Origin of the sequence: Methylobacterium sp. CB376, from assembly GCF_029714205.1 — a bacterium.
Classification (GTDB): domain Bacteria; phylum Pseudomonadota; class Alphaproteobacteria; order Rhizobiales; family Beijerinckiaceae; genus Methylobacterium.
Genome location: NZ_CP121648.1, coordinates 6,815,893 through 6,841,235 on the forward strand (window position 1 = coordinate 6,815,893; position 25,343 = coordinate 6,841,235).

25 protein-coding genes are annotated in these 25,343 nt (G+C 71.9%); 18 read left to right on the forward strand and 7 right to left on the reverse strand.

Annotated elements, in window-relative coordinates; all coding sequences use genetic code 11:
• Positions 1 to 171 precede the first annotated feature (171 nt).
• Positions 172 to 1,344, reverse strand: coding sequence for a 4-hydroxybenzoate 3-monooxygenase (pobA, locus tag QA634_RS31420; RefSeq protein ID WP_012335865.1), 1,173 nt, complete (start codon positions 1,342 to 1,344; stop codon positions 172 to 174).
• Positions 1,345 to 1,506: 162 nt separating this feature from the next.
• On the opposite strand from pobA, the gene QA634_RS31425 reads away from it, so the two are divergent.
• The 3 genes from QA634_RS31425 to QA634_RS31435 all read left to right on the forward strand — a co-directional run bounded on the left by QA634_RS31425 (position 1,507) and on the right by QA634_RS31435 (position 3,972).
• Positions 1,507 to 2,394: a helix-turn-helix domain-containing protein gene (locus QA634_RS31425; RefSeq protein WP_012335866.1), complete on the forward strand. Its 888-nt coding sequence runs from the start codon at positions 1,507 to 1,509 to the stop codon at positions 2,392 to 2,394.
• Positions 2,395 to 2,399: 5 nt separating this feature from the next.
• Positions 2,400 to 3,308, forward strand: coding sequence for an aldo/keto reductase (locus QA634_RS31430; protein WP_012335867.1), 909 nt, complete (start codon positions 2,400 to 2,402; stop codon positions 3,306 to 3,308).
• A gap of 259 nt (positions 3,309 to 3,567) precedes the next feature.
• Positions 3,568 to 3,972 (forward strand): hypothetical protein, encoded by a 405-nt coding sequence (locus QA634_RS31435; protein ID WP_012335868.1) that lies wholly within the window; start codon positions 3,568 to 3,570, stop codon positions 3,970 to 3,972.
• 33 nt (positions 3,973 to 4,005) lie between these two features.
• Here the strand turns inward: QA634_RS31435 and QA634_RS31440 are convergent, their stop codons facing one another.
• Entirely contained in the window at positions 4,006 to 4,497 is a 492-nt protein-coding gene (locus QA634_RS31440; protein WP_012335869.1) for a tRNA (cytidine(34)-2'-O)-methyltransferase, read from the reverse strand.
• Positions 4,498 to 4,599: 102 nt separating this feature from the next.
• Between QA634_RS31440 and QA634_RS31445 the strand changes: the two genes are divergently transcribed.
• Positions 4,600 to 6,474 (forward strand): ABC transporter ATP-binding protein, encoded by a 1,875-nt coding sequence (locus QA634_RS31445; RefSeq protein WP_012335870.1) that lies wholly within the window; start codon positions 4,600 to 4,602, stop codon positions 6,472 to 6,474.
• A gap of 72 nt (positions 6,475 to 6,546) precedes the next feature.
• Here QA634_RS31445 and QA634_RS31450 read toward each other — a convergent pair whose 3' ends face one another.
• Positions 6,547 to 7,011, reverse strand: a complete 465-nt coding sequence (locus QA634_RS31450; RefSeq protein WP_012335871.1) for an outer membrane protein assembly factor BamE — start codon at positions 7,009 to 7,011, stop codon at positions 6,547 to 6,549.
• Between the two features lie 174 nt (positions 7,012 to 7,185).
• Between QA634_RS31450 and QA634_RS31455 the strand changes: the two genes are divergently transcribed.
• The 11 genes from QA634_RS31455 to QA634_RS31505 all read left to right on the forward strand — a co-directional run bounded on the left by QA634_RS31455 (position 7,186) and on the right by QA634_RS31505 (position 18,130).
• Entirely contained in the window at positions 7,186 to 7,734 is a 549-nt protein-coding gene (locus QA634_RS31455) for a ubiquinol-cytochrome C chaperone family protein (RefSeq protein WP_012335872.1), read from the forward strand.
• 111 nt (positions 7,735 to 7,845) lie between these two features.
• Positions 7,846 to 8,346 (forward strand): YceD family protein, encoded by a 501-nt coding sequence (locus QA634_RS31460; protein WP_012335873.1) that lies wholly within the window; start codon positions 7,846 to 7,848, stop codon positions 8,344 to 8,346.
• A 105-nt stretch (positions 8,347 to 8,451) separates the two neighbouring features.
• Positions 8,452 to 9,486 (forward strand): phosphate acyltransferase PlsX, encoded by a 1,035-nt coding sequence (gene plsX / locus QA634_RS31465; RefSeq protein ID WP_012335874.1) that lies wholly within the window; start codon positions 8,452 to 8,454, stop codon positions 9,484 to 9,486.
• 19 nt (positions 9,487 to 9,505) lie between these two features.
• Positions 9,506 to 10,483 carry a beta-ketoacyl-ACP synthase III gene (locus QA634_RS31470; protein ID WP_012335875.1) on the forward strand — a complete coding sequence of 326 codons (978 nt, stop codon included), beginning with the start codon at positions 9,506 to 9,508 and terminating at the stop codon, positions 10,481 to 10,483.
• 147 nt (positions 10,484 to 10,630) lie between these two features.
• Positions 10,631 to 10,945 carry an integration host factor subunit alpha gene (locus QA634_RS31475; protein ID WP_012335876.1) on the forward strand — a complete coding sequence of 105 codons (315 nt, stop codon included), beginning with the start codon at positions 10,631 to 10,633 and terminating at the stop codon, positions 10,943 to 10,945.
• Positions 10,946 to 11,039: 94 nt separating this feature from the next.
• Entirely contained in the window at positions 11,040 to 11,540 is a 501-nt protein-coding gene (locus QA634_RS31480; RefSeq protein ID WP_012335877.1) for a MerR family transcriptional regulator, read from the forward strand.
• 16 nt (positions 11,541 to 11,556) lie between these two features.
• On the forward strand, positions 11,557 to 12,012 hold the full coding sequence (locus tag QA634_RS31485; RefSeq protein ID WP_012335878.1) for a hypothetical protein: 456 nt from the start codon (positions 11,557 to 11,559) through the stop codon (positions 12,010 to 12,012).
• A 323-nt stretch (positions 12,013 to 12,335) separates the two neighbouring features.
• Complete coding sequence (locus QA634_RS31490) at positions 12,336 to 12,782, forward strand: hypothetical protein (protein WP_012335880.1); 447 nt, start codon at positions 12,336 to 12,338, stop codon at positions 12,780 to 12,782.
• 340 nt (positions 12,783 to 13,122) lie between these two features.
• Positions 13,123 to 15,075: a PrkA family serine protein kinase gene (locus tag QA634_RS31495; protein ID WP_026191036.1), complete on the forward strand. Its 1,953-nt coding sequence runs from the start codon at positions 13,123 to 13,125 to the stop codon at positions 15,073 to 15,075.
• Positions 15,076 to 15,171: 96 nt separating this feature from the next.
• On the forward strand, positions 15,172 to 16,482 hold the full coding sequence (locus tag QA634_RS31500; protein WP_012335882.1) for a YeaH/YhbH family protein: 1,311 nt from the start codon (positions 15,172 to 15,174) through the stop codon (positions 16,480 to 16,482).
• Between the two features lie 70 nt (positions 16,483 to 16,552).
• Positions 16,553 to 18,130 (forward strand): SpoVR family protein, encoded by a 1,578-nt coding sequence (locus tag QA634_RS31505; RefSeq protein WP_012335883.1) that lies wholly within the window; start codon positions 16,553 to 16,555, stop codon positions 18,128 to 18,130.
• Positions 18,131 to 18,296: 166 nt separating this feature from the next.
• Here the strand turns inward: QA634_RS31505 and QA634_RS31510 are convergent, their stop codons facing one another.
• The 3 genes from QA634_RS31510 to QA634_RS31520 form a co-directional block, all read right to left on the reverse strand.
• Positions 18,297 to 18,632, reverse strand: coding sequence for a DUF1476 domain-containing protein (locus tag QA634_RS31510; RefSeq protein ID WP_012335884.1), 336 nt, complete (start codon positions 18,630 to 18,632; stop codon positions 18,297 to 18,299).
• Positions 18,633 to 18,936: 304 nt separating this feature from the next.
• Positions 18,937 to 20,337 (reverse strand): extracellular catalytic domain type 1 short-chain-length polyhydroxyalkanoate depolymerase, encoded by a 1,401-nt coding sequence (locus QA634_RS31515; protein ID WP_012335885.1) that lies wholly within the window; start codon positions 20,335 to 20,337, stop codon positions 18,937 to 18,939.
• An 80-nt stretch (positions 20,338 to 20,417) separates the two neighbouring features.
• Positions 20,418 to 20,837, reverse strand: coding sequence for a hypothetical protein (locus QA634_RS31520; RefSeq protein WP_026191034.1), 420 nt, complete (start codon positions 20,835 to 20,837; stop codon positions 20,418 to 20,420).
• A gap of 188 nt (positions 20,838 to 21,025) precedes the next feature.
• Between QA634_RS31520 and QA634_RS31525 the strand changes: the two genes are divergently transcribed.
• Both QA634_RS31525 and QA634_RS31530 read left to right on the forward strand, forming a co-directional pair.
• The gene (locus tag QA634_RS31525; protein WP_012335887.1) at positions 21,026 to 22,705 is read left to right on the forward strand and encodes an L-lactate permease; all 1,680 of its coding nucleotides are present in this window, start codon (positions 21,026 to 21,028) and stop codon (positions 22,703 to 22,705) included.
• A gap of 8 nt (positions 22,706 to 22,713) precedes the next feature.
• Positions 22,714 to 23,403: a glutathione S-transferase N-terminal domain-containing protein gene (locus QA634_RS31530; protein ID WP_012335888.1), complete on the forward strand. Its 690-nt coding sequence runs from the start codon at positions 22,714 to 22,716 to the stop codon at positions 23,401 to 23,403.
• A 158-nt stretch (positions 23,404 to 23,561) separates the two neighbouring features.
• On the opposite strand, the gene QA634_RS31535 is transcribed toward QA634_RS31530, so the two are convergent.
• Positions 23,562 to 24,320, reverse strand: a complete 759-nt coding sequence (locus tag QA634_RS31535; RefSeq protein WP_012335889.1) for an SDR family NAD(P)-dependent oxidoreductase — start codon at positions 24,318 to 24,320, stop codon at positions 23,562 to 23,564.
• A 103-nt stretch (positions 24,321 to 24,423) separates the two neighbouring features.
• Here QA634_RS31535 and QA634_RS31540 point away from each other — a divergent pair, with 103 nt between their 5' ends.
• The gene (locus tag QA634_RS31540) at positions 24,424 to 25,308 is read left to right on the forward strand and encodes a LysR family transcriptional regulator (protein WP_012335890.1); all 885 of its coding nucleotides are present in this window, start codon (positions 24,424 to 24,426) and stop codon (positions 25,306 to 25,308) included.
• The last annotated feature ends 35 nt before the right edge of the window (positions 25,309 to 25,343 follow it).

Sequence of the window (25,343 nt, forward strand, 5' to 3'; positions counted from 1 at the left end):
CAGAGGCGATCACGCCGTTGCGCACGCCCGAAGCGTCGGGGGAAGGGGACATCGGCGAGATCGGTTCGCTCGCCAGGGATCTCCCCTGGCAGGGACGTCTCCGCCGCGATGGCGGATCGTCCCGTCGGACCGCTTCCTCGCCCGACGGACGCGACGGCCGGGCCGGCTCCCTCAGCCCATCGGCAGCCCGACGTAATTCTCCGCGAGCACCGTCTGGGCGGCGACCGAGCCGCGGATATAGGCGAGTTCCGCGACCTGCATGCGGCGCGCGAAGGGATCCATGTCGGGGAAGCGGTGGGTCAGGCCGGTGAACCACCAGCTGAACCGCTCCGCCTTCCACACCCGCGCCAGCGCCCGCGCCGAGTAGCCGTCGAGCCCGGAGGCATCGCCCTCACGGTAATGGGCCACCAGCGCCTCGCCCAGCATCGCCACGTCCGAGACGGCGAGGTTCATGCCCTTGGCCCCGGTCGGCGGCACGATGTGCGCGGCGTCGCCCGCCAGGAAGAGCCGCCCGTGGCGCATCGGCTCGGCCACGACGCTGCGCAGGGGCGCGATGCTCTTCTCGAAGGAGGGGCCCCGCACGAGGCCAGAGGCCGCCTCCGGCCCGAGCCGCAGCGCCAGCTCGTCCCAGAACCGCGCGTCCGGCCAATCCTCGATCCGCTCGTCGAGCCCGACCTGCACGTAGTAGCGGCTGCGCGTCGGCGAGCGCATGCTGGCCAGCGCGAAGCCGTTGCGGTGGTTGGCGTAGATCAGCTCGTGGTTGACCGGCGGCAGCTCCGCCAGGATGCCGAGCCAGCCGAACGGGTAGACCCGCTCGAAGACCCGCAGCACGTCCGGCGGGATCGCCGCGCGGCCGACCCCGTGGAAGCCGTCGCAGCCGGCGATGAAGTCGCACGAGAGGCTGTGCGCCGCGCCGCCGCAACGGTACTCCACGCGGGGACGCTCGCCCGCGACGTCGCGGAGCGCCACGTCCTCGGCCTCGAACACGATGCGCAGGCCCCGCGCCTCGGCGGCGTCGAAGAGGTCGCGCATCACCTCCTGCTGGCCGTAGACCGTGACGGCGCCGCCGGTCAGCGCGGCCATGTCGATGCGGAAGATCTCGCCGTCATAGGCGAGGTTGGTGCCGGTATGGACGAGGCCCTCGGCCTTCAGCCGCCCGTCGAGGCCGAGTGCCTCCAGCACCGCGACGGTGCCCTGCTCCAGGACGCCGGCCCGCACCCGGCCCTCGACGTAGTCGCGGGTGCGGCGCTCCAGCACCACGGCGTCGATCCCCGCCCGGGCGAGGAGGTGGGCGAGGAACATTCCGGCCGGACCGGCCCCGATGATCGCGACCTGGCAGCGCATCCGCGTCTCCTCCGTGTGGCGTGTTCGCGGCGCCCGGCCGAGTCGAGGCGGGGGCCCATCCGGGGACAGGATGCGCGCGGCGCGCGCCCCTGGCGATGGACGCCGCGGCGAATAAATTGGATTTTCCGCCGCCGAGGCCGCCGCGCCGGAGACGCCGCCCCGATGCCCTCACTGCCCGCACAAGCACCTGCGGTGCCGCACTTCTTCCTGTACGGCGAGGCGCCGCGCGACGCCGACGACCGCTTCCTGCACTTGGAGGCCCTGGACGACCGCAGCCGGCCCAACCGCTGGCGCATCCGGCCGCACGTCCATGCCGGGCTGCACCAGATCCTGCACCTGCCGCGGGGCGGGGGCGTGATGCGGGCGGAGGCCGAGAGGATCGCCTTCGCGGGGCCCTGCTTCCTCCTGGTGCCGGCGGGCACCGCCCACGGCTTCCGCTTCGCGCACGAGACGGTCGGCACGGTGCTGACCCTGTCGGACCGCTACCTGCGCGACCTCGCCCGGCGCGAGCCCGACCTCGCCGGGCTGTTCCGGGCGCCCGCCGCGCTCGCCGAGACGGCGCCGAGCGGGGCCGGCGAGTGCCTCGCGGAGCTCGCCCGCGAACTGACCTGGGCGGCGCCCGGGCGGCGGGCGGCCCTCGAAGGGCACCTGCTCGTCCTCCTGGTCGCGGTGCTGCGCCACGCGCGCGCCGCGCAGGGGCCGCCGGCCCCGCCGGGACCGCAGGCGGTGCTGGTGGCGCGCTTCCGGGAGGCGGTCGAGGCGCGCCACCGGGAGGAGCGGCCCCTCGACGCTTACGCGCGCGACCTCGGCGTGACCCCGGCGCGGCTGCGCGCCGCCTGCCGGGCGGTGACCGGCGAGAGCCCCGGGCGGATCGTCCGCGACCGCCGCCTGCTGGAGGCCAAGCGCACGCTGCTCTACTCGGACCTCAGCGTCGCCGAGGTGGCCTACAGCCTCGGCTTCTCGGACCCGGCCTACTTCTCGCGCTTCTTCGCCCAGGGCACCGGGGAGCCCCCGCGCGCGTTTCGCGCGCGGCGCGGCGCGACGGGGTGAGGGCGATGCGGGGCCAGGACCTGACGAGGCGGGGGATCCTTCGCGGCGCGGCCGGCGCCGTCCTGGCCGGGAGCGGGCCGGTTCGGGCGCAGGTGAGCGGCGTGGCGCGGCGGAGCATCCCGTCGAGCGGCGAGGCCCTGCCGGTGATCGGGCTCGGCACCTGGATCGGCTTCGACGTCGGCGAGGAGGAGGCCGGGCGGGCCCGGCTCGGCGCGGTGCTGCGCACCCTCCTCGACGGCGGCGGCCGGGTGATCGATTCCTCGCCGATGTACGGGCGGGCCGAGGCCGTGGTCGGCGACCTCCTCGCCGAGGCGGGGACGCGGCCCCGGGCCTTCCTCGCCACCAAGGTCTGGACCCGCGGGCGGGAGGCCGGGCTCGCGCAGATGCGCCAATCCCTCGCGCGCCTGCGCACCGACCGCGTCGACCTGATGCAGGTGCACAACCTCCTCGACTGGCGCGTGCACCTGCCCGTTCTTCGGGCCTGGAAGGAGGAGGGCCGGATCCGCCATCTCGGCCTCTCGCACTACACCGAGAGCGCCTTCGACGAGGTCGAGGCCGCGCTGCGGGCCGAGCCCGTGGACGTCCTCCAGATCAACTACGCCCTCGACGACCGGGCCGCCGAGGCGCGCCTCCTGCCGCTCGCGGCCGAGCGGGGCGTCGCCGTGCTGGTCAACCGGCCCTTCGGCGGGGGCGGCCTGCTGGCCCGCCTCAAGGACCGCCCGCTGCCCGGCTACGCGGCGGAGCTGGGCTGCGCGAGCTGGGCCGAGATCCTGCTGAAATTCGTGATCGGCCACCCGGCCGTGACCTGCGCCATCCCGGGGACGGGCAGCCCCGCGCACATGGCGGCCAACCTGCGGGCCGGCACCGGGCCGCTCCCGGACGCCGCCCTGCGCCGCCGGATGGCCGAACTCTGAATGCCGGTTCAGGTTGAACGAAGTTCAGACCGGCCCGCGCCGCGGATCAGTCAAGCTCTCGACGGCCTGAGGCGCGGCAAAATGCTCTGTTTTTCGTGTACGGCCAAGATGGAACTGGGCCGCATTGCCCCATTTCTGCCCCCTCCGCCGCTATAACCCGGCTCATCCACGCCATCGCCGCGGCGAGCGCGACGGGACCCGACGGTTCCGGGCGCGCCTGATCGGATCGCGCCCGGCTCTTCGTCTTCGAGGGGGAAGCATGCTCATCAAGTCTGCCGTCATTGCGCTCGCGCTCGGTGCAGGTCTGGTCTCGGCAGGTCTGGTCTCGGCGCTGCCGGCGGTCTCGGGCGAGGCGCGCGGCTACAACGGCACCTGGGCCGTGCAGCTCGTCACCGAATCCGGCATGTGCGACGCGCGCACGAGCGTGTCGCTGGCGGTGCGCGACGGCGACGTCCGGCTCGCCTCGGCGAGCGAGGGCGCCTCGGTGAGCGGCCGCATCGGCGAGGACGGCAGCGTCGGCCTCACGGTCCGCAAGGGCCCGGCGAGCGGCGCGGCCTCGGGCCGGCTCCAGGCCACCTCGGGCTCCGGCACCTGGACCGTGTCCTCGCTCTGCACGGGCCGCTGGACCGCCCGCCGCACGACCCGCGTCGCGCAGGCGGAGTGAGCGGGGCGGCCCGATCGGCTCCGGCGCGCCGCCTCACGGTCCCGTCGCGCCCCCCGGTGCGGCGCTCCCGGGGAAGCCGCCGGTCTGGCGCAGCGCCTCGCCGAGGATCATCGCGGCGGCGACCGCGACGTTGAGGGAGCGCAGGCCCGGCCGCAGCGGGATCACCACCCGGGCCTCCGCGGCGGCGTGGACGGAATCGGGCACGCCGGCCGATTCGCGCCCCACCAGCAGGCAATCGTCCGGGCGGTAGGCGAACTCCGTGTAGGGCAGGGCGCCCGCGGTGGTGGCGAGCACGAGGCGCAGCGACGCCCGCCGCCGCCACGCCTCGAACTCCGCGAAGGAGCGGTGCCGCGTGATCGCCACGTGGTCGAGATAGTCGAGGCCCGAGCGGCGCAGGTGCCGGTCCGAGACGTCGAAGCCCGCCGGCTCGATGATCTCCACCGCCGCCCCGAGGCAGGCGGCGAGCCGCAGCATCGTGCCGGTATTCTGGGGTATGTCGGGCTGGTAGAGGGCGAGGCGCAGCATCGGGCGACGGGCTCGAAGGGGGGCGTGCGGCATCGCCCCCCGGTTGGCAGGCCGTCAAGGCGGAATACCTGAGGGGGCGCGCAATCCCGCGAAAGGCCCCTCATGTTCCTCGACTGGCTCGAGCGCCGCATCGACCCGTTCGCGCCCTTCGACGAGGGGCGCCAGCCCCCCGGCACGGTCACGGGCTTCGCCGGCACCTACCTGCGCCCGGTGCGCGGCGCCCTGGTGGTGCTGTTCTTCGCCGGCCTCGCGGCCGGGATCGTCGAGGCGTCGCTCTACCTGCTGATGGGCTGGTTCGTCGACATCCTGGCGACGTCGCGCCCCGACACCCTCTGGGCCGAGCACGGCACCGGGCTCATGCTCGCCGGGTTCCTGGTGCTGGTGGTGCGGCCCGCCCTGTCCTGGCTGCACGAGGCGCTCTCGAACCAGCTGGTCGTGCCCCAGACCACCAACATGGTCCGCTGGCGCACGCACCTCTACACGCTCGGCCACTCGCTCTCCTACTTCCAGGCGGATTTCGCCGGGCGCCTCGCCAACCGGGTCACGCAGGTCGGCCCGGCGGTGCGCGAACTCGCGGTCGTGTTCATCGACACGCTGCTCTACGTGGCGATCTTCGCCGCGACGGCGGTCGGACTGTTCTCCTCGATCAGCCCCTGGCTGGTCCTGCCCGTCCTGGTCTGGATCGCCGCCTATGCGGGGCTGACGCGCTTCTTCGTCCCCCGCGCCCGCGCCCGCTCGCTCAAGGTCGCCGACACCCGCTCGGCGCTGATCGGGCGCATCGTCGACAGCTACACCAACATCCTCACCGTCAAGCTCTTCGCCCGCGATCGCGAGGAGCGCTCGGCGGTGCGCGAGGCGACCACCGCCCACACCGACGCCTACCTGCACTCGTTCCGGCTGATCACCGCCACGACCTCGACCCTCTCGCTCCTGAACTCGGTCCTGATCTGCAGCACGGCGGGCGCCGTGCTCCTGCTGTGGTCGCAGGGCCGGATGACCACCGGCGAGGGGGCGGCCGGCCTTGCGCTGGTGCTGCGCCTCATCGCCATGTCGGGCTGGGTGATGCAGACCGTGCGCGGCCTGTTCGAGAATATCGGGGTGATCCAGGAGAGCATGCAGACCATCGCCCGGCCGCACGCCATCGTCGACCGGCCGGGCGCCTCCGACCTCGTCGTCGGCGAGGGGCGGATCGACTTCGAGCGCGTCAGCTTCCATTACGGGCGCGAGGACCGGGGCGTGATCGAGGAGCTGAGCCTGACCATCCGGCCGGGCGAGAAGGTCGGCCTCGTCGGCACCAGCGGGGCCGGCAAGACCACGATCACCTCGCTGCTCCTGCGCCTGCACGACCTCGAGGGCGGGCGCATCCTGATCGACGGACAGGACATCGCGGGGGTGACCCAGGCCTCGCTGCGCCGGCAGATCGCCGTGGTGACCCAGGACACCTCGCTCCTGCACCGCTCGATCCGCGACAACATCGCGTATGGCCGGGTCGAGGCGGGCGAGGCGGAGATCGTGGCGGCGGCCAAGCTCGCCCACGCCCACGACTTCATCCAGGACCTGGAGGACCACAGGGGCCGGCGGGGCTACGACGCGCAGGTGGGCGAGCGGGGCGTGAAGCTCTCCGGCGGCCAGCGCCAGCGCATCGCCATCGCGCGGGTGATCCTGAAGGACGCGCCGATCCTGATCCTCGACGAGGCGACCTCCGCCCTCGATTCCGAGGTCGAGGCGGCCATCCAGGGCTCCCTCGACACGCTGATGCGGGGCAAGACGGTGCTGGCGATCGCGCACCGGCTCTCGACCATCGCGGCCCTCGACCGGCTGATCGTGCTCGATCGCGGCCGGATCGTGGAGGAGGGCCGCCACGCCGACCTGATCCGCCGCGGCGGGCTCTACGCCCGCCTGTGGCAGCGCCAGTCGGGCGGGTTCCTCGGGCTGGGCGAGGGAGAGGGGGAGGGATTCGATCAGGCGGCGGAGTGATCCGGGATCCGGTCGATCGAAGCGGATCCCGCGCCCGACCGGGGCGGGGCCGGGGGGCTCCCGGCCGCCCCGTCACTGCGCGTTGCGGAACGGCTCGTACTTGGTCAGGCCGCGCAGGAGCTGGCCCAGGAAGGCCTGCTCGCCGCCGCTCGTCGGCGTCGTGCGGGAGATGAAGTCGAACACCCGCCCGTCCTGCTCGCCGTAGAGCGCCACGCGCTCGACCTTGAAGCCCTGGTTGAAATAGACCGCCAGCACCCGCTGGCTCTCGGCCCGCTCGCCCAGGAACATCACCGTCCGCTTGGTGTTCTGGCTGATATAGTACCAGGACTTGTTGCCCACGGTGGAGACCGTGGTGGGCGTGCCGAGGAGCTGGAGCACCTGTTCGGCGCTGGTGCCCGGCTTCACCTGGGCGACCGCCGCCTCGTCGATCAGGTAGCCGTGGCGGAACTCTTCGCCGATCACGCAGCCGGCCACCGACAGGCCGAGCAGACCCGCCGCGGCGAGGCGGGTGAGTGACGGGATGAAGCGACGCGGCATCGCGACCCTCTGGAACACGCGAAGGGACGGCGCCCTTGCGCCGGAACGGAGCGCTGCCGTACCCCGGGGTTGTGGCGTTGGCAAGGCACGGCCAAGGTTGGACGGGCGCCGCGCGGGGCTGCCGCGGGGCGCTGATCCGCTTGGCCGCGCAAGGGCTTGGGAGACGAATCGGCGATGATCCGCAACCTGTTCCGGCGCGAGGACGGGCGCCGTCGCGCCATCGAGGCGTTGCACATCCGCATCAACGCGGCCGCCCGGGTGCCCGCCCTCTACCTCGCGCTCGGGGTGCCCGACACCGTCGAGGGCCGCTTCGAGACCCTCTGCCTCACCGTCATCCTGGTGCTGCGCCGCCTGCGCCAGCTGCCCGCCCCGGCCGAGGACGTCGCCCAGGACCTGGTCGATTCCGTCTTCGCGCAGCTCGACTCGTCGCTGCGCGAGCTCGGGGTGGGGGATCTCGGCGTGGCCAAGCGCATGAAGAAGCTGGCCCAGGCCTTCTACGGCCGGGCCCGGGCCTACGACGCCGCCCTCGACGCGGGCGACGCGGCGGCGCTCGCCGCGGCGCTGGCCCGCAACGTGCTCGGCCGCGACGCGCCCGAGGCCGCCGCGCCCCTCGCCGCCTACGTGGTGGCCGCCGACGCCGCCCTCGGGCAGCACGACCTCGACCGGCTGATGGCGGAGGGGCCGGTCCTGCCCGACCCGGCGCCCTTCGGCCCCGCGGCCTGAGCCGCGGCCCCGGCGTGCCGGAAACCGGCCCGTCGCGGCCCCTGTTGAGACACCGCGCGCCCGGTGCCCGGACGGTCCCGGGCCGGCGCGTCCCGCCAGAGGAGTTGCCCCATGACCCCCGATCCCGTCGGCCCGCTCTCCCGCCCGGTCCTGGTCGAGCGCGCGCTCAAGGCCGGCGGGGAGATCGTGGTCGAGGCCGACGCCGAGGAGCGCGAGGCGCTCGCCCGCGATTTCGGCCTGCCGGCGATCCACGCCCTGACCGGGCGCTTCCGCCTCCAGGGCTCGCTGCACCGCCTGCGGGTGACCGGGACCGTCGAGGCCGCCATCGCCCAGACCTGCGTGGTGACCCTCGAACCCTTCGAATCCACCGTGCGGGAGGAGGTCGAGGTCGATTTCGCCGCCCCGGACGCCTTCGCGGGCACGCCCGCCGAGGATGCCGACATCCCCGACCCGATCGTCAACGGCCGCGTCGATCTCGGCAGCCTGACCGCCGAGTTCCTGGCGCTGGGCCTCGACCCCTATCCGAGGAAGCCCGGCGTCGCCTTCGAGCCCCCCGAGGCGGGGGCCGAGGAGACGCCCTTCGCCGGCCTGCGCAGCCTCAAGGGCGAGTGAGGCGGGGCAGAATTCGTTTGCGGCCCGGCGCCGGGCCGCTATTTTCCGCCCCGCCGCGGCACACCCTGTCCGCCCGCCGCCGGAACGAGGCTCGTCGATCCCCCCATGTCCCAGAGAGTGCGCATCTCGCTCGACGCGATGGGCGGCGATCACGGTCCCACGACGGTCGTGCCGGGCGCGGCGATCGCCCGGGAGCGCCACCCCGAGACGACCTTCCTGATGTTCGGCGACGAGGCCGTCCTGCGGCCGATGGTCGAGGCGGAGCCGCGCCTCGCCGGCGCCGTCGAGATCCGCCACGCCAGCCTCGCCATCGGCATGGACGAGAAGCCGAGCCAGGCGGTCCGCGCCGGGCGCGGCAAGTCCTCGATGTGGAAGGCGATCCAGGCCGTGCGCGACGGCGAGGCGGAGGCGGCGGTCTCGGCCGGCAACACCGGCGCCCTGATGGCGATGTCGAAGATCTGCCTCAAGACCATGGCGCAGATCGAGCGGCCGGCCATCGCCTGCCTGTGGCCGACCGTGCGGGGCGAGAGCGTCGTGCTCGACGTCGGGGCGACGATCGGCACCGATGCCGAGCACCTCGTCGAGATGGCGCTGATGGGCGCCGCCATGGCCCGCATCGTCTTCGACCTCGACCGGCCGACCGTGGGCCTGCTCAACGTCGGCACCGAGGAGATGAAGGGCAACGAGGCCGTCAAGGAGGCCGCCCGCCTCCTGCGCGAGGCCGACCTGCCGACCCTGCGCTACCACGGCTTCGTCGAGGGGACGGATCTCGGCCGCGGCACCACCGACGTGGTGGTGACCGAGGGCTTCACCGGCAACATCGCGCTCAAGACCGCCGAGGGCACCGCCAAGCAGATCGGGCAGTACCTCAGGAGCGCGATGAGCCGGACGCTGATGGCGAAGATCGGCTACCTGTTCGCCCGCGGCGCCTTCGAGGCCCTGCGCGAGAAGATGAACCCGAGCCGGGCCAATGGCGGCGTCTTCCTCGGCCTCGAAGGCATCGTCGTCAAGAGCCACGGCTCGGAGGACGCGCAGGGCTTCGCGGCCGCCATCGACCTTGCCACCGACATGGCCCGACACGACCTGATGCGGACGATCCGCGAGATGCTCGAGGCGACGCCGGCCGCCGCCTCGGCCTGAGGGAGGAGACCCGGACCCCATGACCCGCCTTCGCTCGGTGGTGCGGGGCTGCGGCTCCTACCTGCCGCGGACCGTCGTCACCAACGACGACCTCGCCGCCCGCGTCGACACCTCGGACGAGTGGATCGTCCAGCGCACCGGGATCCGCCAGCGCCACATCGCCGGCCCGGACGAGACCACCTCGGTGCTCGGCATCAGGGCGGCCCGCGCGGCGCTCGCCGAGGCCGACATCGACCCGGCGAGCATCGACCTCATCATCTGCGCCACGTCGACGCCCGACCACACCTTCCCGTCGACGGCGACCCAGATCCAGGACGGCCTCGGCATCCACGGCGGGGCGGCCTTCGACCTGCAGGCGGTCTGCGCGGGCTTCGTCTACGGCGTCGCCACGGCCGACAAGTTCCTGACCACCGGCGCCGCCCGCCGCGCCCTGGTGATCGGCGCCGAGACCTTCTCGCGCCTCCTCGACTGGGAGGACCGCACCACCTGCGTGCTGTTCGGCGACGGGGCCGGCGCGATCGTGCTGGAGGCGCAGCCGGGCGAGGGCCATTCGGGCGACCGCGGCGTGCTCACCAGCCACCTGCGCTCGGACGGGCGCTACCGCGAGAAGCTCTACGTCGATGGCGGGCCCGGCTCGACCGGCACCACCGGCAAGCTCAGGATGGTCGGCAAGGAGGTCTTCCGCTTCGCGGTCGGGTCGGTGACGGACGTGATCAACGACGCCTTCGCGGCCACCGGCACCCGCGCGGAGGATCTCGACTGGTTCGTGCCCCACCAGGCCAACCGCCGCATCATCGAGGCCTCCGCCGACAAGCTCGGCATCGCCCGCGAGAAGGTCGTCCTCACCGTCGACCGGCACGGCAACACCTCGGCGGCCTCGATCCCGCTCGCCCTCGACGCGGCCTGCCGGGACGGGCGCATCGCGCGCGGCGACCTCGTGATGATCGAGGCCATCGGCGGCGGCTTCGCCTGGGGCAGCGCGCTCATTCGCTGGTGATCGCGCTGGTGATCGCGCGGGCGATCGGGCTCGGGTGATCGCGCGAAAAGGAGCCGGGCGCCCCGTTGACCCAGCGGGCGTGCCAGATTAGCGTGCGCGATCATAGACATATGTCGGTTTCTTGAGAACGCGCCGGGGAGCATCAGGATGGCAGGCAAGACGGTCACGCGGGCCGACCTGACCGAGGCCGTCTACCAGCGGGTCGGCCTGTCGCGGACCGAGTCGGCTGCCCTGGTGGAGACGGTGCTGTCGGAGATCTGCACCTGCCTCGCCTCGGGCGAGACCGTGAAGCTGTCCTCCTTCGGCTCCTTCGTGGTGCGCGACAAGGGCAAGCGGGTCGGGCGCAACCCCAAGACCGGGGTCGAGGTGGCAATCGAGCCGCGCCGCGTCATGGTGTTCAAGCCCTCGAACGTGCTCAAGGCGCGCATCAACGGCGGTGCGGCCGAACCGGACGACGAGTGACGCGAGCGGGCGCTTGAGCGGAGCCGGCCTTCCGCGCGCCCGGCGCGGGCGGCGGGGCTTCGCGTGAGCGGGCCCGCGGCAGGAGGTCCCGCGCATGACGATGCTCGTGGCCGCCGGGGAGCCGGGCGGCGAGAAGGCCCCGGAGGCGTTCCGCACCATCAGCGAGGTGGCGGACGACCTCGACCTGCCCCAGCACGTGCTGCGGTTCTGGGAAACCCGCTTCACCCAGATCCGGCCGCTCAAGCGCGGCGGCAACCGGCGCTACTACCGGCCGGAGGACATCGACCTCCTGCGCGGGGTGCGCCAGCTCCTCTACGGGCAGGGCTACACGATCCGCGGGGTGCAGCGCATCCTGCGCGAGCGGGGCATGCGCTTCGTCCAGGCGGTGGGGCGGGGCGAGCAGGTGGCGCCCGCGGCCTATCCGGAGGCCGAACCCCCCCGCGAGGCGCCGGCCGGGCCGCCCCTGGCGCCGGAGGACCGGGCGGCGCTGAGCCGCCTCCTCGACGACCTGCGCGCCTGCCGGGAGCGGCTCGCGGCCTTGCGGGATCGCCGCGCACGCGAAATAGTGTCGTGCGACGAGAACCTTGCGGAATGACCGGCGTTCCCCGCTCATGGCCGACCAGCCCCGCCACGCTTCGCCCGCCACCGCGCTGATCGCCCGGCTGATGCGCATCGTGCGCACCTGCCCGGAGGCGACGGCGGACGTGCTCGAACTCGTGCTGCTGGTGAGCCAGATCGAGGCCCTGACCGCGGTCGACCGGGACTACCGGGACGCCAAGCGGGTGATCGCCCGGCTGCGCCACCCGCTCTGGGACATGGCGCCCGACCAGCGCGCCGTGCTGCGCCGGGCCGCCGACACGATCCGGGAGGTCTGCGGCCTCGCCGAGGCCGACATCCCGCCCGACCCGATCGCCGATGCGGGCGAGCGGGAGCGGGTCGAGGCCCAACTCGCCGCGGCGCTGGCGGCCGAGTTCACGCCGGCCCAGATCGCCAAGGTCACCGGGGCGGTGATGGCGGTGCTGCAGGCCTCCGGCAGCGGGCGCGCCGCCGAGCACGGGAGCGGCTGATGTTCGGGGATTATCCGGTCGAGGGGCGGGGCTACTGGCTCTGGCTCGGCGGCATCGCGCTGCTCGGGCTGTTCAACCTGCTCGTGATGCTCACGCTGCACTGATGCCGACGGGCCGCGAGGCCGACGCACCGGGCCGTCGCCCGTCTCGAAGGGACGACACAGGCCGACGGCGTGACGCGGCATCGAGGACGGAACCGAGGGTCGTGAGACGTGACCGTCGAGACGGGGCGCCCGCGGGGCGCTTTCGGACCCGCGGCCCCTCGACGGCCCCCGGGCGGCTCCCCACATGCGGGCCGCAGAGCTTCCCCGGAGAAAGCCCTCATGATCCGCCCCATCGTCGCGCTCGCCGCCAGCGCCCTCCTGGTCGGTCCGCTCCTGGCCAGTCCGCTCCTGGCCGGCCCGGCCCTGGCCCAGGCGGCCAAGACCATCGAGCGCAGCGTCGCGCCGGGCAAGCAGATCCTCCTGCTCACCGTGCCCAACCTCAAGAAGGATTGCTCCCTCGGTCCCCAGCCCGAGCTGAAAGTGACGGCGCCGCCCAAGAACGGCGCCCTGATCCAGCGCGCCGGCCGCCGCAAGACGCCCGCCACCTATCGCTGCCCGAACGTCGAGGCCAACGTCCAGGCCATGTTCTACGAGAGCAAGGCCGGCTTTACCGGTACCGACGAGCTCACGGTCGAGGTGAAGGGCGCGGACGGCACCATCTCGGTGCGCGTCATCAAGATCAAGGTCGGCGGCGGCGAGACCAAGAGCGACACTACCGACCTGTGAGGAACGCCCGGCCCGGCGCGGCGTTTCCTCCTGACGGCGGCCGCGCGGCCATCCGGGCGGGGGCCGCGCCGCGGCGGCGCGAAGGCCGCGGCGGCGTCGCAAGAACGGCGGCGGGCGTGTCCTTTGCGACACAGGCGGCCGGGCCGGATGGCTTTCGCCTTGGTGGGCCTGCGACTTTCCGAAAGGGCACGGGGCCCGCACCGCGCCCGCACGCTGCTGTCGGGCCCCGACGACGAGGCCTGCGCAGTTTCCCGCCCTCGCCGCACTGCGACAAACATGAGGATATCGATTGCATCGGAGCCGGGACAGGATGAAGCTGGCGATGTCGTGAGGGTTCGGAATGCCAATGCCGTCAGCGAGCGATCTGTTTCAGACCTTTGCCCGCAGCTACGAGGCCCGGCGTGACGCGGAACTGTCGCTCTCGGAGTACCTCGAAGCCTGCCGCGACAACCCCTTGATGTATGCGAGCGCGCCTGAGCGCATCCTGGAGGCGATCGGCCAGCCGGAGCTCGTCGACACCGCGCGGGATTCCCGCCTCGGCCGGATCTTCATGAACCGGACGATCCGGACCTACCCGGCCTTCTCGGAATTCTACGGCATGGAGGAGACGATCGAGCGGATCGTCTCCTTCTTCCGGCACGCCGCCCAGGGCCTGGAGGAGCGCAAGCAGATTCTCTACCTGCTCGGCCCGGTCGGCGGCGGCAAGTCGTCGCTCGCCGAGCGCCTGAAGTCCCTCATGGAGGTGCACCCGATCTACGTGCTGAAGGCCGGCAACGATCTGAGCCCGGTCTTCGAGAGCCCGCTCGTCCTGTTCGACCCCGAGACGATGGGCCCGGCCATCGAGGAGCGCTACGGCATCCCGCGCCGCCGCCTCACCGGTCTGATGAGCCCCTGGTGCCTGAAGCGCCTCGACGAGTTCGGCGGCGACATCACCCAGTTCAAGGTCGTGAAGGTCCGCCCCTCGCGCCTGCGCCAGATCGCCGTCGCCAAGACCGAGCCGGGCGACGAGAACAACCAGGACATCTCCTCGCTGGTCGGCAAGGTCGACATCCGCAAGCTCGAGACTCTGAGCCAGGCCGATCCGGACGCCTATTCCTACTCGGGCGGCCTCAACCGGGCGAACCAGGGCATCCTCGAATTCGTCGAGATGTTCAAGGCGCCGATCAAGATGCTGCACCCGCTGCTGACCGCCACGCAGGAGGGCAACTACGTCGGCACCGAGAACATCGGGGCGATCCCCTTCACCGGCATCATCCTGGCCCACTCGAACGAGGCCGAGTGGCAGAGTTTCAAGACCAACAAGAACAATGAAGCCTTCATCGACCGCATCTACGTCATCAAGGTTCCGTACTGCCTGCGCGTCACCGAGGAGCAGCGGATCTACGAGAAGCTGATCTCCGGCTCGGAACTCGCCGAGGCGCCCTGCGCCCCCGGCACGCTGGAGATGCTGGCGCGCTTCTCGGTGCTCTCGCGCCTGCGCGAGCATCCGAACTCCAACGTGTTCTCGAAGATGCGGGTCTATGACGGCGAGTCCCTGCGCGAGGTCGATCCCCGCGCCCGCTCGCTCCAGGAGTACAAGGACTCGGCCGGCGTCGACGAGGGCATGGACGGGATCTCGACCCGCTTCGCCTTCAAGGTCATGGCCGCGACCTTCAACCACGACACCACCGAGGTCTCGGCCGACCCGGTCCACCTGATGTACGTGCTGGAGCAGGCGCTGCGCCGCGAGCAGCTCCCGCCCGAGACCGAGAAGCGCTACCTGGAATTCATCAAGGGCGAGCTCGCGCCCCGCTACGCCGAGTTCATCGGCCACGAGATCCAGAAGGCCTACCTCGAATCTTACCACGATTACGGTCAGAACCTGTTCGACCGTTACATCGACTACGCGGATGCCTGGATCGAGGATCAGGACTTCAAGGATCCGGAGACCGGGCAGCTGCTCAACCGGGAACTCCTGAACCAGGAACTCACCAAGATCGAGAAGCCGGCGGGGATCGCCAACCCGAAGGACTTCCGCAACGAGGTGGTCAAGTTCGCCCTGCGCTCGCGGGCCCAGCACGGCGGGCGCAACCCGTCCTGGACCTCCTACGAGAAGATCCGCGAGGTGATCGAGCGGCGCATGTTCAGCCAGGTGGAGGAGCTGCTGCCGGTGATCTCCTTCGGCTCGAAGAAGGACAGCGAGACCGAGAAGAAGCACGGCGAGTTCGTCGAGCGGATGCGGGCGCGCGGCTACACCGAGCGGCAGGTGCGGCGCCTCGTCGAGTGGTACATGCGCGTCAAGCAGGCGGGCTGACGGGCCGGCGGGCCCGAAGCCCGCCGCGCCCCGCGCGGTTGCGGATGCCGGAATCCGTCCGGTAGGGTAAGATGGCGTGATCGGAAGTTCGGCCTGATGCACATTATCGATCGGCGCCTCAATCCGGGCGGCAAGTCCCTGGCGAACCGGCAGCGCTTCCTGCGCCGGGTGCGCGACGTCGCGCAGCGCGCGGTGCGCGAGGCCGCGCGCGACCGCGACATCCGCAACATCGACAAGGAGGCGAGCGTCACCGTCCCGGTGGACGGGGTGCGCGAGCCCCGCTTCAGCCGGGCGCCCGGCACCGGCGTGCAGGACCACATTCTGCCCGGCAACAAGACCTACATCGAGGGCGACACGATCGAGCGCCCGCCCCGCGGCCAGGGCGGCGGCGGGGGCGGCCAGGCCGGGGAGGGCGGCCAGGATTCGGAGGATTCCTTCCAGTTCATGCTGACCCGGGAGGAGTTCCTGGAACTCTTCCTGGAGGACCTGGAACTGCCCGACCTCGCCAAGAGGCGCCTCGCCGTGGTCGAGACCCCGGCCCTGCGCCGGGCGGGCTACATGGTCTCGGGCTCGCCCGCGAACCTCGCCCTCACCCGGACCCTGCGCAACTCGCTGTCGCGGCGCATCGCCCTCAAGCGCCCCAAGCACGAGGATCTCGCGGCGCTCGAGGCCGACCTCGCCGAGGCCGAGGCCCGCGCCCCCGACGCGCCCGAGACCGTCGCCCTGCGCGAGGAGGTCGCGCGCCTGCGCATCCGCAGCCAGCGCATCCCCTACATCGACCCGATCGACCTGCGCTACCGCCGCTTCGAGCCCTATCCGCGCCCGGTCGCCCAGGCGGTGATGTTCTGCCTGATGGACGTCTCGGGCTCGATGACCGAGCACATGAAGGACCTCGCCAAGCGGTTCTACATCCTGCTGCACATCTTCCTGGTGCGCCGCTACAAGCACGTCGAGATCGTCTTCATCCGCCACACCGACCACGCCAAGGAGGTCGACGAGGAGACCTTCTTCGGCTCGCGGGAGACCGGCGGCACCCTGGTCTCCTCGGCGCTGGTCGAGATGAAGCGCATCGTCGCCGAGCGCTACAACCCCGAGGACTGGAACATCTACGCCGCCCAGGCCTCGGACGGCGACAACGTGTCGAGCGACTCGACCACCTCGCAGGAACTCCTGCGCGGCGCGATCCTCCCAGCCTGCCAGCACTTCGCCTACCTGGAGGTCGGCGACGAGACCGGCCCGCGGGCCGGCTTCGTGGAGCACCGCACCACCCTGTGGCGCACCTACGAGCCCGTCGCCAAGGCCAACCCCGTGCTCGCCATGCGCAAGGTCAACCACCGCCGCGACATCTACCCGGTCTTCCGCGAACTCTTCGCCCGCAAGGCCGGGCAGGAGCAGGCCCCGGCCTGAGCGCCGCGACACTGCCACGATGCGGATGAACCCTGTGCCGCCGACGCCGTGAAGAGAGGTTCGAGGTCCGATGAATGCACCGACCACCGGGGTGATGCCGCGGCCGGCCCTGGTCCGGGCGGGGGAGCCCCTGTTCACCGGGAATGACTGGGACTTCGACACGATCCGGCGCATCCACGACGCCTGCGAGGCCATCGCCGGCCCGGAACTCGGCCTGTCCTGGTACCCGAACCAGATCGAGATCATCACGGCCGAGCAGATGCTCGACGCCTACGCGTCGATCGGCATGCCGCTCTTCTACAAGCACTGGTCCTTCGGCAAGCACTTCGCCCAGCACGAGGCCGGCTACCGCCGCGGCCTGATGGGCCTCGCCTACGAGATCGTGATCAACTCGAACCCGTGCATCTCCTACATCATGGAGGAGAACACGGCGACGATGCAGACGCTGGTGATCGCCCACGCCGCCTTCGGGCACAACCACTTCTTCAAGAACAACTACCTGTTCCGGCAGTGGACCGACGCCGAGGGCATCCTCGACTACCTCGACTTCGCCAAGGGCTTCATCTCGCGCTGCGAGGAGCGCTACGGTCACGCCGCCGTCGAGGCGGTGCTCGACGCCGCCCACGCGCTGATGAACCAGGGCGTGCACCGCTACCCCCGCAAGAAGCGGCCCGACCTGTCCTCCGAGCAGCGCCGCGAGCGCGAGCGCCAGGAGCACCAGGAGCGGATGTACAACGACCTCTGGCGCACGCTGCCGGCGCGGGCCAAGACCGACAAGCCGAACCTCTCGGTCGAGCGCCGCCGCGCCCTGCTCGAATTGCCGCAGGAGAACATCCTCTACTTCCTGGAGAAGGTGGCGCCCCGCCTGCAGCCCTGGCAGCGCGAGATCCTGCGCATCGTCCGCCACGTGGCGCAGTACTTCTACCCGCAGCGCCAGACCAAGGTGATGAACGAGGGCTGCGCCACCTACACGCACTACCAGATCATGACCCGCCTCTCGGAGACGGGCCGGATCACCGAGGCGGCCTACCTGGAGTTCCTGCAGTCGCACACGAACGTCATCCGGCAGCCGACCTTCGACGACCGGCATTACGGCGGGCACAATCCGTACGCCATCGGCTTCGCCATGATGACGGACATCGCCCGGATCGCCAGCGAGCCGACCGAGGAGGACCGGGCGTGGTTCCCGGACATCGCCGGCTGCCGCGACCCGATGGGCGTGCTGCGCGACGTCTGGGAGAATTACCGCGACGAGAGCTTCATCGCGCAGTTCCTGTCGCCCCGCCTGATGCGCCAGCTGCGCCTGTTCCACGTCGTCGACGATCCCGACCGGCCCGAACTGCGGGTCGAGGCGATCCACGACGAGCGCGGCTACCGGCGCCTGCGCCGGGCCTTCGCGCGCCAGTACGACGTGGCGTGGCTCGATCCGGACATCGAGGTGGTGGATGTCGACCTGGAGGGCGACCGCCGCCTGATCCTGCACCACAAGGTGCTGAACCGGGTCCTGCTGCAGAAGGAGGACGCGCACCGGGTGCTCCAGCACCTCGCGGATCTCTGGGGCTACGACGTGGTGCTGAAGGAGGTCGATCCCGCCTCCGGCACCGTGCTCAAGGAGCACAATGCGAGCGCGCGGCCGACCTTCTTCTGAGTGTTTCGAGGGGGGTCCGAACGGATCGTTCGGATGCGGGGTCATCCCGACGGCCACGTCCCGTGACCCTTGGTTCGGGTCTCGGATTCTCGTCGGGCCATCGGCGTGATCTCGGCCATCCGAGACGGTCGACGGCCGGCCGCGTCGGCAGCCCGGGCCGTTGCCGTCACACCGCCCGGTCCTCCTCCCGCACCGCCCGCGCCGCCTCGGCCTGGGCGCGCGCGAACAGGTCCGGCACCTCGGCCGCGGCCGCGTCGAGGCCGCGCTCGCCCAATTCGCCGCGCAGCCGCTCCTTCAGCGCCGCGTCGGTGAGCGGGGAGGCGATGGTCTCCACCAGCCGGCGCGTATAGGCCTCGCCCTCCGCCTCCGACAGGCCGAGCCGCGCGCTCATCCAGGTGCCGATGATGCGGTTGCGCCGCACCAGGGCGCGAAACCGCATCTCCTCCTCGTGCGCGAACAGGGCCTCGGCGGCGCGCTCGCGCTCCTCGAACGGGGTCGTCATGGGCTCCTCCGTCCTTCTCTCGGCCAGGATGCTACCCTGATCGCGGGCGGATGCCAGGGCCCCCGATCCGGCCGTCCCCCGACCTGGAGGCCGCTCCAGCCGGTCGCTGCACCGGCGGGGCGGCCCGCCCGACCTCGACGGGATCGTCTTCGCGGCGCAGAGGCGGGCGAGCACGGCGCACCGGCCCCGGCCGAGACCGCGGGGGCGGTGCTGATGCTCGGCGGCGTGGTCGCGGCGATCCGCGCCTTCGCGGGGCGGCGGGCGCCCCGCTCACCTGTGCCAAGGCCGCCGCCCGAGCGGGCCCCTATCGCCGCGGCTTCGGGTTCTCCAGGAAGAAGCGCCACATCTCCCGGGAGGCGTCCGGGCCGCTTGGGTCGGTGTAGCTCGCGGCGGCGTCGCCCCCCGACCACGCGTGGCCGCTGCCCTGCACGACCCAGTGCTCGAAGCGCGGGCGGCCGCTCTCGTCCGCCAGGACGCTGCGCCGCCATGCCCGCCCGTTCGGCGCCACGCCGGCCTCCTCGCGCAGCAGGGTGCCGCCCGTCGCCGCGATGATCGCCGCGCCGTTGCGCGGATGCACGGTCGTGTCCTGGTCGCCGTGGAACACGATGGTGGGCAGCACCCGCTCCGGCCGGGACGACGCCTCCGCGCCCTCCCGCATCGCCCGCATGGCCGCCGGCAGGCCGCTCGCCGCCCCGGCGCAGAGCCCCGAATGGATGCCCACCGCCGCGAACAGGTCCGGATAGGCCGCCGCCAGGTTCGCCGCCGCGGCGCCGCCCGCCGACAGGCCCGCCACGTAGACCCGCCGGGGATCGACCGCGTAATCCTCCATCACCGCCCGGGCGATCCCGGCGATCAGCGAGGCCTCGCCGTGGTCGCGGCGCTGGTCGGCGCTGTTGAACCAGTTCCAGCAGCGGGCGTGGTTGGCCGCGGCGGTCTGGGCCGGGTAGGCGACCAGGAAGGTCTCGGCATCGGCGATCCGGTTCATGCCGGTGCCGGCCGCGAAATCGTCGGGCGACTGGGTGCAGCCGTGCAGCATCACCACGAGCGGCACCGCCCGGCCCCTGTAGGCGCCCGGCACGTAGAGCTTGTAGGCGCGCTGGCCCGCCGCGTTGGCGTAGTGGCGCGACAGGAACTCCCCGGGTCCCGCCTCGCCGGCCACCTCCGCGTCCGGGGCCGGCTCGACCAGCCCGTCGAGGAGCGGGGCGACCTTGCGGCCGATCTCCCGGGCGATCTCGCGCAGCCCCTGCGGGAGAGGGCGCAGCCCCTCCGCGAGGGGCCGAAGCCCCTCCGCGAGGGGCCGGTGCCCCTCCGGGTGGGGCATGGGGATCATGCGGGGTTCCGGCGCGGCCGGGCGCGGCGCCGCGCCCGCCGTCCAGGCCGGGGCGGCCGGCCGGAGTCCGGCGCGCCCGACCGCCTCGACCGGCGTCACTGCCGGGGACGGCTTTGCCGCCGGGGAGGGCTTTACCGCTTGGGAGGGTTGGGCCGACGCGGCGGTCTCGGCCGGGGCGGCGCGCGCCGCGCCGCCCGGCAGGGCGCGCAGGGGCGTCGGGTTGACCTTCGCGGCCGGCGCGGCGGGGGCCGGTTCGGCCGGAGCGGGGCGCTCGCCGCGGACCACCCGCTGGATCACGGACAGCGCTTCGCCGAGGCGCCCGGCCCGCGTGAGGCGCGTCGCCTCGGCCATGCCGGGGAGGATCTTCTTGCGCATGGGAGCCTCGTCCTTGAGGACGCGAGAGGAGCCGGCGCCGGGCGGTCGGGCCCGGCGCGCGGAGGGGCGGCGGACCGCCGTCAGCGGATGCGGTCGGCCAGGGCCGCCTTGACGGCGGGGCTGGCATGGAGGGCGCCGAGCACCTCCACGGAAGCGATGGCCGCGCGGGCGAGGTCGGGCGTCACGTCGGAGGCGATGGTCGCGAGCCCCAGCACCCGGATGGCGAGCGGGGTCCCCGCGTCGCGGGCCGCCTCCAGATCCTCCCGGGCGAAGTGCCGCAGGCCGAGTTCGACGCGCTTGCGCGCCATCGCCTGCCGGGTCGCCTCGCCGTGCCGGTCGATCTGGTTGCGGATCGCCGTGCGGATGAAGTCGGTGCGGTTGGCGTAGAACCCGTCGCGGACCAGCAGGTCCACGTGCCCGAGATCGACGTAGCCGAGATTGATCGTGATCTTCTCGCTGTCGCCGGCCCGGGGCCGCAGCTCCTGCACGCTTCCGCTCATCGGCGCCATCCTGTCGCCATCCGACCGGATGGAACATGCCCCGTCTTCGCGGGTGCAGCAAGTGCGGTGCAGCAAAAATCTCGCCGGGCGCCCCCTCCGAAGGGCGTAAGGCCGCACCGGGCCGGGAGCGTTGAGACGTTTGCAACCCTCTGTTAAGCGCGCGCCAAGGCACAACAGGAGGATGCGCCATGTGGAATCAGGTCTACGACCCGTTCGGGAATGCCTGGCTGTCGACGATCGCGGCGGCGGTTCCGGTCGTGGCCCTGCTCGCGCTGATCGCCAGCGGCAAGGTGAAGGCCCACATCGCCGCCGTCATCTCGCTGGTCATCGCCTTCGTGGTGGCGACGGCCTTGTTCGGCATGCCGGTGGGCCTCGCGACCCGCGCCACCCTCCTGGGCGTCGTGACCGGCATGTTCCCGATCGGCTGGATCATCCTCAACGTGATCTTCCTCTACCGGCTCACGGTGGAGAAGGGCTGGTTCGCCACCCTGCAGCAATCGGTGGCCGGAATCACGGCGGACCGGCGGCTGCAGCTCCTCCTCGTCGCCTTCGCGTTCGGGGCCTTCTTCGAGGGGGCGGGGGGCTTCGGCACCCCGGTCGCCGTGACGGGGGCGATCCTGATCGGGCTCGGCTTCTCGCCGCTCGCCGCCTCGGGCCTCTCGCTCATCGCCAACACGGCGCCGGTGGCCTACGGGGCGCTCGGCGCGCCGATCCAGGGCCTCGCCTCGGTGACCGGCTACGACCCCTACCTCCTCGGGGCGATGATCGGCCGGCAGCTCCCCTTCTTCTCGCTGCTGGTGCCGTTCTGGCTGATCGTGGTCTTCGCCGGCTTCCGCGGCATGACCCAGATCTGGCCGGCGGTCCTGGTCTGCGGCGCCTCCTTCGCGGCGGCCCAATTCGTGATCTCGAACTACGTGAATCCCTGGATCGTCGACATCGGCGCCTCGCTCGTGTCGATGGGGGCGCTCGTCGCCTTCCTGAAGGTCTGGCACCCGTCCGAGATCTGGACCTCGACGGCGCTGCGCACCCACGACGATTCCCTGGCCTACGCGCCCGCCCGCCCCGCCTCCCTGGGGGCCGCCGCGACCCCGCCCGCCGCGAGCCGGCGCGAGATCATGATGGCCTGGGTGCCCTGGATCATCCTCTCGGTGATCGTGGCGATCTGGGGCACGGGCTGGTTCAAGAGCCTCGTCAACCCGCTCTTCACCTGGCGCTACGAGGTCGAGGGCCTGCACAACATGGTGATGAAGGTGCCGCCGGTGGTCGCCAAGGCGCACCCGGAAGCGGCCGTCTTCCTCTTCACCTACATGTCCTTCACGGGCACGGGCGTGCTGTTCGCGGCGATCATCTCGGGCCTGATCATGGGGTTCGGCCCGATCCGGCTGGTCCGCGCCTACCTGGAGACGATCTGGGTGCTGCGCACCTCGCTGATCACCATCGCGGCGATGCTGGCGCTCGGCGTGCTCACCCGCTACGCGGGGGTGGACGCCACGCTGGGCCTCGCCTTCGCGGGCACCGGGATGCTCTACCCGTTCTTCGGCACCCTGCTGGGCTGGCTCGGCGTCGCGCTCACCGGGTCGGACACGGCCTCGAACGTGCTGTTCGGCGGCCTGCAGCGCATCACCTCCGAGCAGCTCGGCCTCTCGGGCATCCTGATGGCGGCGGCGAATTCCTCCGGCGGCGTCATGGGCAAGATGATCGACGCGCAGTCGATCGTCGTGGCCTCCACCGCCACCGGCTATTACGGCCAGGAGAGCCGGATCCTGCGCTTCGTGTTCTGGCACTCGATCGCGCTCGCCTGCCTGGTCGGCGGCCTCGTCATGCTGCAGGCCTACGTGCCGCCCTTCACCGCCCTGGTGCTGCACTGAGGGCGGCGATGGACCCGACGCTCTACGAACTGGCGGGCGCCGATCCGGACCGGCGCTTCTCGCCCTTCTGCTGGCGCATCCGCCTCGCCCTGGAGCACAAGGGCCTGTCCTTCGCGGGCCGGCCCTGGCGCTTCACCGAGAAGGAGGCGATCGCCTTCGCGGGCAGCGAGACGGTGCCGGTGCTGGTCGACGGCGAGCGCGCCCTGGCCGGGTCCCAGGCCATCGCCGCCCACCTGGAGGAGGCCCATCCGGACCGCCCGAGCCTGTTCGGCGGCCCGGCCGGGCAGGCGCTCACCCGGGTGATCGTCCACTGGACGGACGGGGTGCTGCACCCGGCGCTGGCGCCGCTCCTCCTCACGGAGATCCTGGCGGTGCTCGACCCACGCGACCGGGACTACTTCCGCCGCACCCGCGAGGCCCTGTTCCGCAAGCCGCTGGAGGCGGTCTGCCCCGACCCGGAGGCGCAGCTGAAGCTGCTGCGGCGCACGCTCTCGCCCGTGCGGGTGAGCCTGCGCGAGCAGCCCTATCTGGGCGGCGAGGCGCCGCTCTACGCGGATTTCGCCGTGATGGGCGCCTTCCTGTGGGCGCGGGGCGTGAGCGCGCGGCCGCTCCTGGACCCCGACGATCCGGTCGAGGACTGGCGCCGGCGCATGCTGGCGCGGCTCGGGCCCGACTCGCGGGCGCTCACCGCGGCCTGACACCAACGGTCTTGTCTCGGGACCGTCGGTTCCGTTCACGGGACAGGACTGCGACTGCCCCGGATCGGTGATGCTCGCCGCCTGATCCAGGCAAAGTGAGCAGGACCCACCGACGCGGGGCATTCCCGGATGCCGCCCGCGATCCGTCGCGGTCTCGCTCACAGGCGCGGCCCTCCGAGCGTGAAGCCGCCATCGACCAGGATATCCTGACCCGTGACGAACCGGGCATCGTCGGAGAGGAGCCACGCGACGGTGCCCGCAACGTCGTCGGGTGTCCCGTTTCGTCCCAGCGGTGCATGGGCGGCCAGCTTGGCTGAGAAGGCCGGATCCAGAACCGCGTCGGCCATCGGCGTCAGGATGATGCCGGGGCTGATGCTGTTGACGCGGACGTCGCGCGGCCCCTGCTCCAGGGCGAGCGTGTGCATCATGGCGATCAACGCGCCCTTGGTTGCCGCGTAGGCGCCAGCGCCGGGCATGACGCTGTTGACGGTCCACGAGGCGTTGATCACAACGGCGCCGCCTCGAAGATGCGGCAGGGAGTGCTTGATCGAGAGGAAGGTTCCCAAGAGGTTCGTGCCGACAAGCTCTTCGAAGTCGGTCGCGTCCGTCTCGGCGAGCGGCTTGAATGCGCCCAGAACGCCGGCATTCGCGAAAAGGCCGTCGATGCGGCCGTTGGCGCGCGTCGCTTGCCGGACCATGGCCTCGACCTCGGCCGGGTTGCCGATGTCGCAGGCGACGGGCAAGGCCGAGCCGCCTTCCGCGGCGATCTCGGCAGCGACCGCTTCGAGGGGTTCCAGACGCCGCCCGACGAGAACGCTGCGCGCGCCCTCCCTGGCGAGGCGGATCGCGGCCGCGCGCCCCATGCCGGTTCCCGCACCCGTGACGACGACCGTTTGTCCCGCAAACCGCGTGAGCATCACATCCAACTCCTTCGAGGACGGCTTTCGAGGAGTCGTAATTGATGCCGGCTTGAACGATAATGAGGCAAATCATCGGGTTATTATGAAGGAATATCATTGAATGGACATCGTGCGCTGCATGCGGGCGTTCGTTGCGACGGTGCGGGCCGGTTCGATGAGCGCCGCTGCGGCGGAGCTGGGGCAATCTCCGGCAATGGTCGGACAGCAGATCGCGGCGCTGGAGGAACGCCTCGGCACGCGCCTTCTGAACCGCACGACGCGGCGTCAAAGCCTGACGGATTTCGGGGCGAGCTATGTCGAGCAGTGCCGCGACATTCTGGAGCGCATCGCGCTTGCCCAAGAGGCCGCGGAGCTTCAGCAGACGCGGGTACAGGGTCGATTGCGGATCACGGCGCCCACCACCTTCGGCGCAGAGGCGCTGATGCCGGCACTTGGCGGCTATCGACTGACCGCACCCGATGTGGAACTCGACATCACCCTGTCGGATCGCAATGTCGATCTCGTCGAGGAAGGCTTCGATCTCGCCTTCCGCATCGGCGCGATCCAGGACAGCGCCATGATCGCCAGACCTCTGGCGCCCTATCGCATGGTGGTCTGCGCCGCGCCCGACTACCTCGCCCGCCGAGGAACGCCGATCCATCCGGACGACCTGGAAGGCCATGAAGCCATCGCTTTCACGCCTTCGGCGCGTTCGCCGTGGACATTCGCGAGGGGTGACGACGAGAGAGCGGTGACACCTCCACGCATGATCACCGTGAACAGCGGCCAGGCAGTCCGCGCAGCGGCGCGCGCGGGCCTCGGCATCATCATGCAGCCGGAGATCCTCGTGCGGCGCGATATGGAGACCGGCTGCCTTGTCCGGCTGTTCCCGGAGTGGCGGCTGGGTGACAGACCGATGTGGCTTCTCTACCACCGTGACCGGCGCATGACGCCACGCCTGCGCAGCTTCATCTCCTTCGCGACCGCGGCCTTCGGTGTCGCGTGACACTCGGATATTTCGGCTTCGCTCAGGCGCCGCGC

What these genes read in the sequence shown, in the direction of transcription:
- pobA (WP_012335865.1), bottom strand. Translation starts at nt 1,344, where the DNA reads ATGCGCTGCCAGGTCGCGATCATCGGGGCCGGTCCGGCCGGAATGTTC.
- QA634_RS31425 (WP_012335866.1), top strand. Translation starts at nt 1,507, where the DNA reads ATGCCCTCACTGCCCGCACAAGCACCTGCGGTGCCGCACTTCTTCCTG.
- QA634_RS31430 (WP_012335867.1), top strand. Translation starts at nt 2,400, where the DNA reads ATGCGGGGCCAGGACCTGACGAGGCGGGGGATCCTTCGCGGCGCGGCC.
- QA634_RS31435 (WP_012335868.1), top strand. Translation starts at nt 3,568, where the DNA reads ATGCTCATCAAGTCTGCCGTCATTGCGCTCGCGCTCGGTGCAGGTCTG.
- QA634_RS31440 (WP_012335869.1), bottom strand. Translation starts at nt 4,497, where the DNA reads ATGCTGCGCCTCGCCCTCTACCAGCCCGACATACCCCAGAATACCGGC.
- QA634_RS31445 (WP_012335870.1), top strand. Translation starts at nt 4,600, where the DNA reads ATGTTCCTCGACTGGCTCGAGCGCCGCATCGACCCGTTCGCGCCCTTC.
- QA634_RS31450 (WP_012335871.1), bottom strand. Translation starts at nt 7,011, where the DNA reads ATGCCGCGTCGCTTCATCCCGTCACTCACCCGCCTCGCCGCGGCGGGT.
- QA634_RS31455 (WP_012335872.1), top strand. Translation starts at nt 7,186, where the DNA reads ATGATCCGCAACCTGTTCCGGCGCGAGGACGGGCGCCGTCGCGCCATC.
- QA634_RS31460 (WP_012335873.1), top strand. Translation starts at nt 7,846, where the DNA reads ATGACCCCCGATCCCGTCGGCCCGCTCTCCCGCCCGGTCCTGGTCGAG.
- plsX (WP_012335874.1), top strand. Translation starts at nt 8,452, where the DNA reads ATGTCCCAGAGAGTGCGCATCTCGCTCGACGCGATGGGCGGCGATCAC.
- QA634_RS31470 (WP_012335875.1), top strand. Translation starts at nt 9,506, where the DNA reads ATGACCCGCCTTCGCTCGGTGGTGCGGGGCTGCGGCTCCTACCTGCCG.
- QA634_RS31475 (WP_012335876.1), top strand. Translation starts at nt 10,631, where the DNA reads ATGGCAGGCAAGACGGTCACGCGGGCCGACCTGACCGAGGCCGTCTAC.
- QA634_RS31480 (WP_012335877.1), top strand. Translation starts at nt 11,040, where the DNA reads ATGACGATGCTCGTGGCCGCCGGGGAGCCGGGCGGCGAGAAGGCCCCG.
- QA634_RS31485 (WP_012335878.1), top strand. Translation starts at nt 11,557, where the DNA reads ATGGCCGACCAGCCCCGCCACGCTTCGCCCGCCACCGCGCTGATCGCC.
- QA634_RS31490 (WP_012335880.1), top strand. Translation starts at nt 12,336, where the DNA reads ATGATCCGCCCCATCGTCGCGCTCGCCGCCAGCGCCCTCCTGGTCGGT.
- QA634_RS31495 (WP_026191036.1), top strand. Translation starts at nt 13,123, where the DNA reads ATGCCAATGCCGTCAGCGAGCGATCTGTTTCAGACCTTTGCCCGCAGC.
- QA634_RS31500 (WP_012335882.1), top strand. Translation starts at nt 15,172, where the DNA reads ATGCACATTATCGATCGGCGCCTCAATCCGGGCGGCAAGTCCCTGGCG.
- QA634_RS31505 (WP_012335883.1), top strand. Translation starts at nt 16,553, where the DNA reads ATGAATGCACCGACCACCGGGGTGATGCCGCGGCCGGCCCTGGTCCGG.
- QA634_RS31510 (WP_012335884.1), bottom strand. Translation starts at nt 18,632, where the DNA reads ATGACGACCCCGTTCGAGGAGCGCGAGCGCGCCGCCGAGGCCCTGTTC.
- QA634_RS31515 (WP_012335885.1), bottom strand. Translation starts at nt 20,337, where the DNA reads ATGCGCAAGAAGATCCTCCCCGGCATGGCCGAGGCGACGCGCCTCACG.
- QA634_RS31520 (WP_026191034.1), bottom strand. Translation starts at nt 20,837, where the DNA reads ATGAGCGGAAGCGTGCAGGAGCTGCGGCCCCGGGCCGGCGACAGCGAG.
- QA634_RS31525 (WP_012335887.1), top strand. Translation starts at nt 21,026, where the DNA reads ATGTGGAATCAGGTCTACGACCCGTTCGGGAATGCCTGGCTGTCGACG.
- QA634_RS31530 (WP_012335888.1), top strand. Translation starts at nt 22,714, where the DNA reads ATGGACCCGACGCTCTACGAACTGGCGGGCGCCGATCCGGACCGGCGC.
- QA634_RS31535 (WP_012335889.1), bottom strand. Translation starts at nt 24,320, where the DNA reads ATGCTCACGCGGTTTGCGGGACAAACGGTCGTCGTCACGGGTGCGGGA.
- QA634_RS31540 (WP_012335890.1), top strand. Translation starts at nt 24,424, where the DNA reads ATGGACATCGTGCGCTGCATGCGGGCGTTCGTTGCGACGGTGCGGGCC.